The organism is Erysipelothrix sp. HDW6C (assembly GCF_011299615.1).
Taxonomy (GTDB): Bacteria; Bacillota_I; Bacilli_A; order Erysipelotrichales; family Erysipelotrichaceae; genus Erysipelothrix.
Map to the genome: position 1 here is coordinate 2,019,570 of NZ_CP049861.1, position 14,945 is coordinate 2,034,514.

The 14,945-nt window shown below is 41.3% G+C and carries 13 protein-coding genes, 1 tRNA gene and 1 rRNA gene; 2 read left to right on the forward strand and 13 right to left on the reverse strand.

Annotated elements, in window-relative coordinates:
- Positions 1-41: 41 nt before the first annotated feature.
- From G7062_RS09600 to G7062_RS09625, 6 genes are all read right to left on the reverse strand, one after another.
- Positions 42-1,582 (reverse strand): 16S ribosomal RNA (locus G7062_RS09600).
- A 288-nt stretch (positions 1,583-1,870) separates the two neighbouring features.
- On the reverse strand, positions 1,871-2,650 hold the full coding sequence (locus tag G7062_RS09605; protein ID WP_166065705.1) for an ABC transporter ATP-binding protein: 780 nt from the start codon (positions 2,648-2,650) through the stop codon (positions 1,871-1,873).
- Positions 2,650-3,534, reverse strand: coding sequence for an ABC transporter permease (locus tag G7062_RS09610; RefSeq protein ID WP_166065706.1), 885 nt, complete (start codon positions 3,532-3,534; stop codon positions 2,650-2,652). Before G7062_RS09610 ends, G7062_RS09605 begins: the two co-directional genes overlap by 1 nt.
- Position 3,535: 1 nt before the next feature.
- Positions 3,536-4,495, reverse strand: a complete 960-nt coding sequence (locus tag G7062_RS09615; protein ID WP_166065707.1) for an ABC transporter substrate-binding protein — start codon at positions 4,493-4,495, stop codon at positions 3,536-3,538.
- A 290-nt stretch (positions 4,496-4,785) separates the two neighbouring features.
- Positions 4,786-5,691 (reverse strand): ABC transporter substrate-binding protein, encoded by a 906-nt coding sequence (locus tag G7062_RS09620; protein ID WP_166065708.1) that lies wholly within the window; start codon positions 5,689-5,691, stop codon positions 4,786-4,788.
- A gap of 213 nt (positions 5,692-5,904) precedes the next feature.
- The gene (locus G7062_RS09625; RefSeq protein ID WP_166065709.1) at positions 5,905-6,867 is read right to left on the reverse strand and encodes an ABC transporter substrate-binding protein; all 963 of its coding nucleotides are present in this window, start codon (positions 6,865-6,867) and stop codon (positions 5,905-5,907) included.
- Positions 6,868-6,929: 62 nt separating this feature from the next.
- On the opposite strand from G7062_RS09625, the gene G7062_RS09630 reads away from it, so the two are divergent.
- Entirely contained in the window at positions 6,930-8,930 is a 2,001-nt protein-coding gene (locus G7062_RS09630) for a M3 family oligoendopeptidase (RefSeq protein ID WP_371741426.1), read from the forward strand.
- Positions 8,931-8,968: 38 nt separating this feature from the next.
- Here G7062_RS09630 and G7062_RS09635 read toward each other — a convergent pair whose 3' ends face one another.
- The 5 genes from G7062_RS09635 to G7062_RS09655 all read right to left on the reverse strand — a co-directional run bounded on the left by G7062_RS09635 (position 8,969) and on the right by G7062_RS09655 (position 11,512).
- Positions 8,969-9,886, reverse strand: coding sequence for a hypothetical protein (locus tag G7062_RS09635; RefSeq protein ID WP_166065710.1), 918 nt, complete (start codon positions 9,884-9,886; stop codon positions 8,969-8,971).
- Positions 9,816-10,010, reverse strand: a complete 195-nt coding sequence (locus G7062_RS09640) for a hypothetical protein (protein WP_166065711.1) — start codon at positions 10,008-10,010, stop codon at positions 9,816-9,818. Before G7062_RS09640 ends, G7062_RS09635 begins: the two co-directional genes overlap by 71 nt.
- Before the next feature lie 211 nt (positions 10,011-10,221).
- Positions 10,222-10,371, reverse strand: a complete 150-nt coding sequence (locus tag G7062_RS09645) for a hypothetical protein (protein WP_166065712.1) — start codon at positions 10,369-10,371, stop codon at positions 10,222-10,224.
- A complete protein-coding gene (locus G7062_RS09650) occupies positions 10,368-11,102 on the reverse strand; it encodes an alpha/beta fold hydrolase (protein WP_166065713.1) in 735 nt (244 codons plus the stop codon). Before G7062_RS09650 ends, G7062_RS09645 begins: the two co-directional genes overlap by 4 nt.
- A 322-nt stretch (positions 11,103-11,424) precedes the next feature.
- A tRNA-Ser gene (locus G7062_RS09655) sits at positions 11,425-11,512 on the reverse strand.
- A 70-nt stretch (positions 11,513-11,582) separates the two neighbouring features.
- On the opposite strand from G7062_RS09655, the gene G7062_RS09660 reads away from it, so the two are divergent.
- A complete protein-coding gene (locus G7062_RS09660; RefSeq protein WP_166065714.1) occupies positions 11,583-12,422 on the forward strand; it encodes a MurR/RpiR family transcriptional regulator in 840 nt (279 codons plus the stop codon).
- Between the two features lie 37 nt (positions 12,423-12,459).
- Here G7062_RS09660 and G7062_RS09665 read toward each other — a convergent pair whose 3' ends face one another.
- Together G7062_RS09665 and G7062_RS09670 are read right to left on the reverse strand one after the other, a co-directional pair.
- Complete coding sequence (locus G7062_RS09665; RefSeq protein ID WP_166065715.1) at positions 12,460-13,938, reverse strand: flavocytochrome c; 1,479 nt, start codon at positions 13,936-13,938, stop codon at positions 12,460-12,462.
- Between the two features lie 206 nt (positions 13,939-14,144).
- Positions 14,145-14,930, reverse strand: coding sequence for a Cof-type HAD-IIB family hydrolase (locus G7062_RS09670; RefSeq protein ID WP_166065716.1), 786 nt, complete (start codon positions 14,928-14,930; stop codon positions 14,145-14,147).
- Between the last annotated feature and the right edge of the window lie 15 nt (positions 14,931-14,945).

A 14,945-nucleotide genomic window follows, 5' to 3' on the forward strand; every position in this document is an offset into this window, starting at 1 on the left:
ACCCTTGTCAATTCCACTTCTTACTAAGTTATTCTCCTTAGAAAGGAGGTGATCCATCCCCACCTTCCGGTAGGGATACCTTGTTACGACTTAACCCCAATCATCGGTCCTACCTTCGACGGCTTCCTCCATTTACATGGTTAGACCACCGGCTTCGGGTATTACCAACTCTCATGGTTTGACGGGCGGTGTGTACAAGGCCCGAGAACGTATTCACCGCGACATTCTGATTCGCGATTACTAGCGATTCCGACTTCATGGAGTCGAGTTGCAGACTCCAATCCGAACTGAGACGTACTTTCTGAGATTCGCTCAACATCACTGTCTTGCTGCCCTCTGTATACGCCATTGTAGTACGTGTGTAGCCCAGATCATAAGGGGCATGATGATTTGACGTCATCCCCACCTTCCTCCGGTTTATCACCGGCAGTCTCTCCAGAGTCCCCAACTTAATGCTGGTAACTGAAGACAAGGGTTGCGCTCGTTGCGGGACTTAACCCAACATCTCACGACACGAGCTGACGACAACCATGCACCACCTGTATCCGCCATAACTATTACATATCTCTATGCTTTTGCGCGGTATGTCAAGACCTGGTAAGGTTCTTCGCGTTGCTTCGAATTAAACCACATACTCCACCGCTTGTGCGGGCCCCCGTCAATTCCTTTGAGTTTTACGCTTGCGCGCATACTCCCCAGGCGGGATACTTATTGCGTTAACTACAGCACTGAATTTCTCCAACACTTAGTATCCATCGTTTACGGCGTGGACTACTAGGGTATCTAATCCTATTTGCTCCCCACGCTTTCGAGCCTCAGCGTCAGTTACAGGCCAGTAAGCCGCCTTCGCCACTGGTGTTCCTCCATATATCTACGCATTTTACCGCTACACATGGAATTCCACTTACCTCTCCTGCACTCAAGTCTACCAGTTTCTATGGCGTCACGGGGTTGAGCCCCGAACTTTCACCATAAACTTAATAAACCGCCTGCGCTCCCTTTACGCCCAATAATTCCGGATAACGCTTGCCACCTACGTATTACCGCGGCTGCTGGCACGTAGTTAGCCGTGGCTTTCTGGTAAGGTACCGTCATAGTACGAGCATTCCCTCTCATACTTGTTCTTCCCTTACAACAGAGCTTTACAACCCGAAGGCCTTCTTCACTCACGCGGCGTTGCTCGGTCAGGGTTTCCCCCATTGCCGAAAATTCCCTACTGCTGCCTCCCGTAGGAGTCTGGGCCGTGTCTCAGTCCCAGTGTGGCCGGTCACCCTCTCAGGTCGGCTACGCATCATCGTCTTGGTAGGCCGTTACCCCACCAACTAACTAATGCGCCATAAGCCCATCTCATTGTGATGTATTCCATCTTTAATTAACTCAAGATTCCTTAAGTTAACCTATCCGGTATTAGCTGACGTTTCCATCAGTTATCCCAGGCATTGAGGCAGGTTGCTTATGTATTACTCACCCGTTCGCCACTAAGATCATTAAGAAGCAAGCTTCTCAAGTCTCTTCGTTCGACTTGCATGTATTAGGCACGCCGCCAGCGTTCATCCTGAGCCAGGATCAAACTCTCCATTTGATTCTTTCTCTTTGTTTTTAAACTCGCTGACGAGTTTGTTTTTTGTTTCGTTTATTTCTTTTGAAATTGACGTTTCCTGTTTAGTTTTCAAAGACCATTTCGCGCCAAGTTCCCTTGAACGCTTGTACATAATACCATTCGACCTAGGGTGTGTCAACACTATTTCGGTTTTATTTGGATAAAAAATAAAATAGTTTTCGATGTTCCAAAACCCCTAGTTTTTATTCCTTATATATAGGAGTCGGAATGATAAAAAAACTGTTGTCGTGAAAGACAACAGTTTGACCATTAAATGGTATCTGCAAATGTATCTTCATGCTCTAAGAAAAGACGAATCAAATCGCTGCGTTGTAATTTGTCTTTCGCTTCCCCTTTAACATCGTAAATAATTTCGCCACGATGGAACATAATAAGGCGATCACCATAATCAAGAGCGTGTTGGAGATTATGTGTAACCATAATTGATGTAATGTTTCTCTCTTTAATCATTTTATCTGTGAGTTTCATAATCGCTTCAGAGCTTTTTGGATCTAAAGCAGCTGTGTGTTCATCCAAAAGCAGTACTTCTGGGTTGTTCATGAGCGCCATCAAAAGTGAAAGTGCTTGGCGTTGTCCACCCGATAGTTGACCTACTTGAACGTGTAGTTTGTCTTCGAGTCCTAAATCTAAGGTAGCAAGTTGCTCTTTGAAGAAAGCATCCTTATCATGGCGCACCGCTTTTCCAAGATTAAAGAGTTTTCCTTTGTTGACAGCCATCGATAAATTTTCAAGAACCGTGAGTGATGGGGATGTTCCTGCAACCGGATCTTGGTATACTCGTGATATTGTTTTGAACCGTCGGAAATCCTTAATCTTCAGAAGGTTATTTCCCTTGAATCCGATTGCGCCTGCATCGGGTTTGACTTGCCCACACAACATATTGAGCAATGTCGATTTACCACTACCATTTGATCCTATAATAGTAATAAACTCACCATCCTCGACATCCAAACTCAAACTATCGTAAAGAGTTGTCTCCGCCAACGAATTCTTATTGAATTTTTTATGTATATTTTCGAATTGAATCATCAGACAGATGCTCCTTTCCCAAGTAACTTATTGATTAAGATTGCCCCCACAAAGATGACAACCGTTGCCAGTTTCAAGAACTGTGGATCCATATTGAATTTCAGTGCTAAAGCAATAATGAATCGGTAAACAATCGCTCCAAGAATTACCATTGTCGTTTGTTTTAACTTCAGTTTTCCAAAGAGTGTTGTTCCTAAGATGACTGATGATAATCCCAAGACAACCATTCCGGTTCCAAGGGAGATATCAAAGTAGCGTCCTACCGATGCAGCAACACCACCACTAAAGGCAACAATTGCATTCGCAAGCGCTAATCCTAGAATTTTTACCAACCCCACACTGTGACCGAATGTTGTCACAAGATTTGGATTGTCTCCTGTAACTTTCAACAAGTAACCGACGCGTGTTTTTAATAAGCTATCGATTGCGAGTTTAACAACGAGGACCAAAATCACCATAATAATGATTTGGTAATTATCGATTAGAAATGCGGGGGCACCCATATTCTCTAACCATGTGGTTGAGAATATGTTTTCGTATTTGAATAATGGAATGTTTGACTTTCCACCCGCAACCATAAGGTTGATTGAGTACAAGCCAGTCATTACCAAAATTCCACTCAACAGAGCCGTAATGCCAAGTTTTACATGGAAGAATCCCGTAACAACGCCTGCAAGAAATCCTGCAAGTAGGGAAACCAACAACGCCAACCATGGGTTGACACCATCTACAATTAATATCGCACTCACAGCAACACCCAATGGGAATGTTCCATCAACGCTCAAATCAGGAATATCCAATACTTTATAGGACAACATGACCCCCATCGACATAATGCCGTAGAGGAGTCCTTGTACACTTACATCAATTATAAAATCCAACATTTTATCGCACAGCCGCTCTTTCTAAAATACTTTGCGGAATCTCAATTCCAAGTTTCTCCGCCATTTCTTTACTTACTGAGAGTTCCGTATCATCCGAAGTTTGTACGGGAATATCTGCAATATTTTTTCCATCAATTAGAATTTCCTTAATCATAACGCCAGCAATCTTGCCAAGATTGAAGTAGCTTACCGAATCTGACGCGAAGATTCCTTGATCAAATTGACCATCCTCTGCCATAAACACCGGTTTGTTTTGTTTCAATGCTTGTTCAACGACAAGGCCTGTAGCTGTAGCAATCATGTTATCATTCACAATAAACAACGCATCGGAATCTGTTGCAACCTGTGTTGCAGCACTGGCAATCTCACTAGCATTGCTGACACCTTTTTCAAGAACTGACAATCCCAATCCTTGGGCAATTTCTTTAACTTCTATAATTTGATTTTGGCTATTAACCTCACTGGTATTAAATAGAATACCAATCGTTTTCATTTCGGGAAGCATTTCTTGCATCAGTTTCACTTGTTTTTCCAACGGCGGTAAATCACTAACACCCGTTATGTTTCCTTCTGGTTTGGCAATGTTCTCAACAAGCCCCGCGGCTTTCGCGTCTGATACAGCACTGAATATAACAGGAATGTTTGTTCCCTCCACAGCAGTAAGCGCAATTTGAGCGGATGGCGTTGCAATCGCGTAGATTAAATCAACTTTCTCACTCACAAATTGGCTCGCAATAATTGTTGCATTGCTTGCATCTTCATTTGCGTTCTTAACCTCAACCTTGATGCGACCACTAACTCCTGCCTCTTCAAGTCCCTTAACCATTCCATCTAACGAGGCATTGAGTGCTGGATGTTCGCCCCAATTCAATACCCCGACCGTAAACTCTGATTTCTCTTTCGATGCGCACCCTGTTAATACCAGTACCATCATTAATACGATTGCAATTGTCTTTTTCATAATCTATCTCTCCTTATATTAAAACCAACAAAAAAGCCGCTAACTACACGGCTTCAAGTAATGATTGAAATAAGTAAGATTATTCGAGCCCTGTAGATTTTAGTAACACAAAATAGCTAATATCCACACAGGCTATTAACTAATTAACTAAAATAATAGAAGCTCCATTGTTGGGCTTGACTTGAAATGACGTTTGTATTTTTCATATGTTGTTCCCAACCTTTCTGTTACTACAATAGCAAACCTTTTGACGGTATGCAACCCCTAAACACATTTTTGTTGAAAAAGTTTCATTCAACAATGTAAGTTTTCAGATCGTCCGGAACTTCCAGTTTCATTATCTGTGCAACTTCACCATTTATCTTTGTTTCTACTTTACGCGGTAAGTCAATGGATACCGGCTCCCCATTCAATGCCTTGACCATCATTTCGCCAGCCTGACGGCCCAAATCTGTATAACTAATCGAGACACTCGCAAGGATCCCCTCTTCAAATTGTCCGTCTTCGGTTGCATAAACTGGAATTTCAGCTTTTGTAGCCCCATCAACAATCATTGCAGTATTGGACACATTGAGATCATCCGTTATCAAATAGATTGCATCGACTTCGCGCACAAGAGATGGGAGTGCAATCGCCAGTTCTTGAGCATCATTTACCCCACGCTCGACAATTTCAAAACCGCTATTTTCTGACGCCGTCTTTACTTGTTCAATTTGGTACACACCATTGACATCCCCAGTACGGTAAACCATTCCAATGCGTTTCACCTGAGGTGTCAACGTTTGTATTAATGCAAATTGCTCACGATAAGGTGCGACATCACTCACCCCACCTAGTGTCTGCAATTCAATACCCAGTGATGCAGGATCACTTACTGCTCCAAAGACAATGGGTGTGTCCTGCCCTTCAAATACATTAATCACAGCTTGTGTCGCCTGCGTTGTTATTGCGAACACACCGTCTATAGGGTTGTCTGAAAGACTTTGTGCGTTCAACATGAGGGTTGAAGCATCCGCATTGGCATTTTTATATACAACCGCAATGTCGTGCTCTGCCATCACTTGGGCAAACCCCTCATACGTATCTGTTAGTGATGCAAAGTCACCAAACTGAAGTACCCCCACACTTTGCTGTGAGGATGGTGCACACCCTGTGATTATCAATAAAGCAAAAATAATAAATATGTAGCGTTTCATACGACTACCTCCTTCTAGAGAATACAAAAAAAGACCGCGTGTCATACGCGGTCTCCATGAAAAATGTTCAATGAATGCAGTGTGTGCCCAAGCGAAAAGGGCTACATCGTAACCCTAAGATTCAATTCGCTTGTTGCTCCATCGTTGATTATGCATCATTTTTTGCACCTCTGTTGAAAGAACAATACCATACGGTTTGACGAATCGCAAGTCTTAGCGCTCAGCTTTTCGTGAAAGCACACTTTCAGGCAATACAATTCCCAATGTTTTCGCAACATCTTCATTTACATACAAGACTGTTGAATCGGATGTTACGACTGGAATATCTGCTGCTTTCTTACCATTTTTTAAAATATCATTTATAATCGTTCCAGCTTCACGCCCTAAAGCGTGGTAGCTTAATGATTCCGTTGCTAGCAACCCCTCGTCAAATTGACCATCTTCTGATGCGAAGACAGGAAGTTTAGCTGTATTGGCAACATCGACAATGGATGCCATCGCAGCAACAACCATATTATCTGTAATGTTGTAGAAAGCATCCACTTCAGATGATAATTGTTGCGCAGCTAATGTGATATCTTGGACATTGGATACGCCTTTGACAACAATTTCCAAGCCCAGTTCGCCAGCTACCGATTGTAACACTTCAATTTGAACCATGGAATTCACTTCACCAACATTATAAACAACGCCAATTTTCTTCGCATTTGGCAGAATCTCTTTAACAATACTTAATTGTTTTTTTGCCGGTGAGATATCACTGACACCAGTGACATTGCGACCGGGTTTCTCCATCGTTTCCACAAGGTCTGCTGCCACAGGATCGGTTACTGCATTAAAAACTACTGGAATTCCAGCGGCCTCAGCGGCATTGTATGCAGATTGAGCTGCGTTGGTTCCAATTGCGTAGATTACATCAACTTTATCGTTGACAAATTTATTTGCCATCATATCCGCATTGGTTAGATCCCCTTGCGCATTTTGTAAATCAACAACATAATTCTCTTCACCGACTAATTCATTTAGCATCTCGACCATCCCATTGTAGGTCGCATCCAACGATGGGTGTTCTGCAAGCTGCAGGACCCCAATCTTCAATTTATCCCCATTTCCGTTTGACCCACATCCTGTGAGTACCATCAACAACACCAGTAACGCTACAATTGTTTTTTTCATAATTTCCTCCTTGCAAATAAAAAGCCTTGTCTCGACAAGGCTGTATCCTAAGGAAATACTGAATGAGCCAAGTCGATTTAACCAATAGAAAGTGGTTAATCTCGTTGGCGAAATTAACCGATTATCTAAAGAAAAAGAAAAAGCTCTTATTTGTTCTTATTAAAATGTTGGTCATTGTAAACACCAACCTTTCTAAAGCAACAATATCACAGTCAAATATCATTTACAATCATTTTCATGAAATTGTTGAAATTTCTTTCATTGTTAGTGATATACTGTTACATATAGAAAATAGAAACAGGGAGAATATTATGTATACATGGTCACTCGATGATTTATATAAAGGGTATGATGCATCATTCGACAATGATGTAGCAGCTCTAGAAGTTGCAATAAAGGATATGAACGCTCGCGCAGAGTCACTTTCCACTGCACAAGATTTGGAATTATGGTTGGTAGAAGAAGCAAAACTAACCACACTTGCGCAGTCGTTATTAAGTTTTGTCTCACTGAGCATGGCAACAAATGCTCTTGATGAAGTAAGCAGTGCAAAGTATGGCTTATTACAAAGTATGATGAGCAATACCTCACGTCCTTACGCATTATTCAAGCAGTTCTTAGCACAACACAAATCAGATTTTCCAGCTTGGGTTGCAAACAGTCCCCTCATTAAGGAACATGAATTCATCTTGCAAGAAATCATTGATCAAAGCGAATTTAACTTAAGTGAAGATGTGGAAGATGTCATTTCAAAAATGCGTATCAATGCTTCCTCAAACTGGAATAAGCTCCAAGGACATTTAACATCACTCACAACGATCGACTTGAACGGCGAAACGCAAACACTTTCATCCATTCGAAACTTGGCGTACAGCTCCGATCCAACCGTACGTAAAGATGCTTATGAGAAAGAACTTGAACTTTATACTAAGATTGATGACGCCGTTGCGTTTGCACTAAATAGTATTAAGGGAGAAGTTAACATCTTGTCCACATTACGCGGATACGAAAGTGCCCTTGACAAGACATTAATGGACTCAAGAATGTCCAAAAAGACATTGGATGCATTGTTGGGAGCAATTGAGGCTTACCTACCAACTTTCCGTAAGTACTTCAAACACAAAGCCAAATTATTTGGACATGCAGATGGGTTGCCTTGGTATGATCTCTTCGCACCATTTGAAACCGCAAACCCCAAAACATACTCAGTTGAAGAATCACGCGAGATGATAATTGAGAGCTTCAGTGACTTCTCCAATGACCTCGCTGATATGGCAAAGCGCGCTTACGATGATCGATGGATTGATTTTCTACCTCGAGAAGGAAAACGTTCAGGAGCATTTTGTTCTAACCAACCGCAAATTAAACAAAGCCGCGTCTTAACTAACTTTGATGGTTCAATCTCAGACATTGTAACCATTGCCCACGAACTTGGACATGCGTATCATGGAATGATGATTGAAGACCTCTCGATACTGAATACCGATTACACGATGCCTGTCGCTGAGACAGCATCAACATTCTGCGAGAATGTCGTTCTGAACGCCGCTTTAAAAACCGCAAGTGATGAGGAAAAACTTGTCTTAATTGAAAACTCAATCTCTGACTTGGCGCAAATTACCGTCGACATCTTATCCCGCTATAAATTCGAAACTGAAGTCTTTGAACGTCGCAAACACGAATTTCTTTATGTAAATGATTTAAAACAAATCATGATTGACGCACAATTAGCTACCTATGGTGACGGTCTTGATGCAAACGTACTTCATCCATACATGTGGCTCAACAAAGGACACTATTACAGTGGTGGACTCAGCTATTACAACTTCCCGTATGCGTTTGGTGGCCTCTTCGCACTGGGACTCTATGGAAAATTCCAAGCAGAGGGTGCATCTTTTGTACCGAAATATCAAGCACTTCTCAAAGCAACTACCACCGCAAGTTGTGAAGATGTCGCTGCAATGGCAGGCATCGATGTTACTTCACAAGCATTCTGGGAATCCAGTCTTGATGTTGTAGCAAAACGCATCGATGACTTTATTTCACTGACATCAACATTATAATGCCAAAGGGTTACGACACAGTTGTCGTAACCCTCTTTTTATAATTTTGCATGTGCCTCTTTCTTCTTATAGAGATAAACACCACCACCAGTAAGGGCAATAACCCCAAAACCTACCAGCATTGATGCATTGCTTGGCTCCACTTTGGTTGCTTTGACAGGAATTTTGTACTTATTCCCTTTGATTTCAAAGTTCAGTTCATGGGTTACACCCATTTCACTCTCTATAGGTGTTATTGTAAATCCATTGTCAAACTCTAGTGTTTTACCATTTATGACGATGCGATAACCAATGCTCCGTTCCAACGGAACATCTTTGTCATACGGGATATTTACAACACCATCTTGCAAGGTTATTTCTGTTTCTTCACTCACAAGGGTTGATTCAAGAGCTAGCGATCGGTTCAACAGGGTGTCATTATCTCCAAGTACAAACACTGTGTAAACATGTACCATCTCTTTTGATTGATCCTCTGAAATAACCTTAACTGAAACATCATTGTCAACGAATGGCATTAATGCATCGAGACCTTCAACTGACGCTTTTGCACCACTGTTCTTGGTTATGCTCGTAAAGTTCAAAGCATCCTCAGGATTAATCACGACAGATCTACCAATAATTAGGGAAATATCATTCAATCGCGCGATCTCAATGGCTGTGTTCTCCAAGCGAACTTTTTCATCAGCGGCCGCTTTTTCTGCTTCTGCTTTCTCTCTGGCAGCTTGCAATTCGGCAGCTTCAATTTCTTTAGCAAGCTCTTCAGATTCTTTAGCGGCTTGTTCCAGTTTAGCAGCCGTTGGACCTGCCGCTTCATAAGCACCATACGATTCACCTGTACTTGGCAATGCCTGTTCGGTTACCGCACAAGGATTATCATAACCAAGGCTACCCCACTCGGTACCATCCCGAATCATGCTGTGCTGCGTAATGCCAGTGACCATCACCTTGATGTCCAAACGTTTCACCTCTACAATTGGTGATGCTTGCACTTTTTAATTTTCCAGATGTCGCACTGATCGGTGTCACTACTGCCACCAAAACCAATCCAACAACACATAATCTCGTCCATATTCTTTTCATACTTTCCCTTCGTGCATCTTCATGTCATTTGAACATATCATGAAGTATTAGCGTAAACAATGGTTGACTTGAAGAAGTTCATGTAAATGTAATGTTATGTTCTATTTACGCCCTATAATCCCTGTATTATTAATGATTCCTTAATAATATTATGTAAACGTATCGAAGTAAATTTCATTCATAAATGAAAAAAACATGCCTGAAGGCATGTTCATTTGCGATTTGACTCATCAGATTTCTTTGATTCCTGGCTTCGTTTTACAAGCCACAAGCTTGCCAACCCAATTAAACCACCTATCAAAAGAATAAATATCGGAGCACTACTTGGTTCCTGTGTTGCGATTTCGATTGCTCTCATCATTGGTGTCCTCCCTGACAGTTTTCGCCTTTAATGAGCGAAAGCATTGTATCAGTAACTATATTTTGCTGTTGTTTCGCCGAAATTGATGCATTACCATCCCCAGCTTGATGTCCATAATTTCCAAATTGACCATGGTTTCCACCCTCAATTGTTATCTCACATAATGATTGTGGTAGATTTGTCCGGTTAGATTCAAATTTTTCACGACTCATAACCATATCATCGCTTCCTGTAAATGTTGCTACAATACCTTTGTAATCATGAATATCACTGGTCGTGTAGCCACCGAGTAGAAACAGTCCCGCAATCTCAGTTGGATGCTTCGCAACATACGAACCCGCCATCGCACCACCTAGAGAATGTCCGATGAGATACCACGTTTTTACCTCAGAGTGTTCAGTTTTAATTGAATCCATCCGATTCGAATCGAGCACCGCAAGATTAAAGGGCATTTTGGCGATAACGACAGTGTAACCCGCTTGTGCCAACGGTTCCATTAGGGGGATGTATGCATACGGGTCAACCTTTGCCCCGGGATACAACACGAATCCTACCAATGCATTATCTCCGTCTGCAAACAACGTTAAGTCAGTCTCATCAATCAACCCAACTTTATCGCTTAGAACAAAGGGTTCAGCGCGGTAATAGTCATTTACGTAATACACCGCATAGCCACCAATCGCAATCAAAAGAAAGGTAATTACAATAAGTATCTTCGATCGTCGCTTCATCAGTTTCAGCACCTCTCATAGTAATCCCATTATAACACGACTCTTAACTTCCTTGTAAAAAAAACAAGACCGAAGTCTTGTTCCGCAATCATAATTAGTTTTTAAGAGAAGGGTGTGATGAAATAGATTGCGTGTCATCCAAGGCAGTTTTGAGACCCTTGTGATTAATGACTGATATCATCATACACCCAAATTTCCGCGTTTTAGTTGATGTTGTTTTAACTTTGTCGTTTTTGTAACAAGCGGAAAAATGTTGCGCTAAAGTCTAGTGTAACATTAAAAAATATAAGAAAACCCACTCGAAAGTGGGTTGATTTGCATATGGCGGAGAACAAGAGATTCGAACTCTCGGAAGCTTGCGCTTCGCCACCTTTCCAAGATGGTGCCTTAAGCCGCTCGGCCAATTCTCCATTTGCTTTATCATTATACATAATAAATGTGTTTAAAACAATGTATAATGTAAATAAATGGAGGTCTACTATGCTTTTATTCAATCGAATCAAAAATTTATCCACGCTATCTGATACGGAACAAAAAATATCACACTATATTTTAGAACACGCGAACAGTGTTACAACAATGTCAATTCAAGAATTAGCTGAAAAGACCTATACCTCACCTGCTACCATTACGCGCTATTGTCGTAAAATGGATACAGAAGGTTTCAGTGATTTCAAAGTACAATTGGCGAAAGAATTGAATGCACATCACGGGATTGAAGGACGCATTCGGGATGATCTCCCTTTCAAAAAAAATCAAACAACAACCGAAATTATCGATAGTATTTTAAATCTTAGCTACCAATCCATGCAAGATACCTACAACTCGTTAAACTTCCAACAATTAAATCAAATTGCGCGAATGATATATGAGGCACCTCATCTCTATCTCTATGGTTCAGGGCAATCCTTAATACTTTGCGAAGATTTCCAGTACAAGCTTTTTAGAATCGAAAAAGACTGTAACTTTGAAAGTAATGTTGGGTTTCAGTTTATGAAGACACATACACAACCTGAAGATAGTATCGCACTCGTAATCTCTTACTACGGTACGGGAATCAATAACCTTCGGATTATGGCATCTCTTAAAGAACGAAATATACCCATAATTCTAATTACCGGACCCAATACCAACCCTCTTTGCGACTATGCAACTGAAGTAGTACATGTTGCACCACAAGAAGAACTCATCACCAAGATGGCATCGTTCTCTTCGCGTACAGCAATTCAGTTAGTTCTCGACTTCATTTATGCTCTCGTCTTTTCATTTGAGTATGAAGATAATCAAGAGCGTATCGAAAGTTCCACACTTTTACCATAAAAAAAACTCAAAAAATTTATTTTGAGTTTTTTTGTGCTTATTTAACGAAGTCCGATGCTTGTTGTCCCGCTTGACGGCCAAAGATGATGATATCTGCAACAGCATTACCACCAATTCTATTTCCACCATGGAGTCCACCCGTTAGTTCACCAGCAGCATAAAGGCCTGGAATAACGTCACCTTTTGTATTAATGACTTCTGTCTTTGTATTAATCTTAACCCCACCCATCGTGTGATGAATACCTGGAGCGATTTTGATTGCGTAGTACTTTGGAGTATCGAGTTTATAGTCCATACCTGTTTCACGTCCGAATTCCGTGTCAACACCACTCTCTACAGCAGCATTCCATGTTGTGAGTGTTGCTTCAAGATTTGCAGCTGGTACACCAATTTTCTCAGCTAATTCTGCAATTGTTGCACCCTCTTCAACTAGGCCTTGCTCTTTATAGTATTCCATTTGCGTTACACGTTTTGCGAGTGCATCATCCGCAATGAGGTAAGAATAGTGTTCAGGGAGATCAATAATTGCTTGTGACACCTTATCGCGTGTTGATAGCTCATTAAAGAAACGGTTTCCTTCTTGGTTTACCAAGATAGCCCCATCACCACGAAGTCCTTCTGTTAGTAGGATTGAATGTTTTTGGTCAACGGTTGGATGAATTTGAATTTCTTTCATATCCACAACAGCTGCACCCAATTTCTCTGCCATCACAATTCCATCTCCGGTTGTACCCGCAGCATTTGTAGTAACATAATTGGCAAGTTCAGGACGTAAGGATGTTACCATCTCTTCGTTGGCACCAAATCCACCCGTAGTTAAGATAACAACTTTACCGGAAATTGTGCGTTCTTTCTCACCATAGAAGACAACTTTTACGCCATCAACTTTATTGTCTTTTTGAATGACTTCTTTAACATCGGCTTGTAAGAATAGAGGGATGTTTCTCTCTTTAACATTACGTGTCAATCCATCAACTAAGTAAGGACCTACCGCTGAACCATCCGCTGGTCGGTGAATACGTTTAACCGATGCACCACCACTGAATGAGATATTATTCAATGTAATTCCCATAGAGTCTAACCAATCAATAGCACCAGCAGAGTTATCAACGAAATAGCGTAGTAACTCAGGATCGTTCATTTCTTTACCACCCTTTAGTGTATCATCGTAGAATGTATCATTTGAATCTTCAATGCCCTGTTCTTTTTGAAATTTAGTTTCTGAAGCATTCATCCCTCCGGATGACTTCAATGTATTACCACCAATAATCGGTGTCTTTTCAAAGACGACAACTTTCGCACCTTGATCATGTGCTTGGATTGCAGCCGCAAGACCTGCTCCACCGGCACCAACAATGATAATGTCATATTCGTCTTCTAAATCCTCAAATGCAGTACCTTCACTTGACACAGATGCTGTTGAGTTTGCATCTGGATCTTCTTTGGGCTCTTCCTTCTTCCCACAGCCTGTGAGAACAAGCATTCCAATCAGTAAAACTAACCATAATTTCTTCATATAATTTCCTCCTCAGGTTATTATCGCAAGTGAAGGAAACGGGTGCGTACTTATTTACGGTATTCGAACTGAATTTCATCATTTTCTAGCAAATTATTTATCATTTTTAACAATTACGTGAAAACAATCACGAAATTCACGAAAGTCGCGGGTTGTTGATAAAAAAGAGTCAGACAGGAATGTCCAACTCTATTAAAGGTATGTGTTTATCGCGACATAAACTCGACAATAAACTTATAAACACCATTATTTCCGTTTGTATCCGTAACGTAATCCGCAACGGCTTTAACATTGGCTGTTGCGTTCTTCATGGCAACACCCATACCCGTTCCTGCAACCATCGAAATGTCATTATCATTATCACCAAATGACATAACTTCTTGCAAGCTTATACCATGACGATTCAAATACCACTCTATACCAACGCATTTATTAACGCGTGGGTCCATGAATTCGATCAGATCGACTTGTGATTTGAATACTTGATAACTAGGATCTGGGTGCTCACGGTCGTACTCAGCAATGCACTCCAATATCTCAGGTGTGCCACTGAAGATAATTTTGGGGTGAATCTCTTTCACAACTTCCAACATATCGACCTTTCTGACATCCATAAATGCACTAACGATATCTGTATAGGCGTCTAACTTATCAACATACATGATCTCACCTTGGGTAAGAATTGCATTACCATTACAATGACGACCGATTTTTATGATTTCTTTGACCTTTTCTCCTGAGAGAGGAAACTGGTTGTGTATTTCTCCTGTGCGGTAGTCGTGCACTTCGCCGCCATTTTCAAAGACCGCAAAATCAAAAAGCGTCTTGAGATGCGGAATTGTTGAGACAGCAGAACTGTACGGCCGACCCGTTGCAATTCCAAAGTGGTATCCTTTTGATCGCACTAAGTGTACAAGGTCTTCCGTTTCTTTGGGCAATTCATGCATTTCGTTGAGCAGTGTACCATCCAAATCAGCAACAAATACTTTCATAATTACATCCTTTCT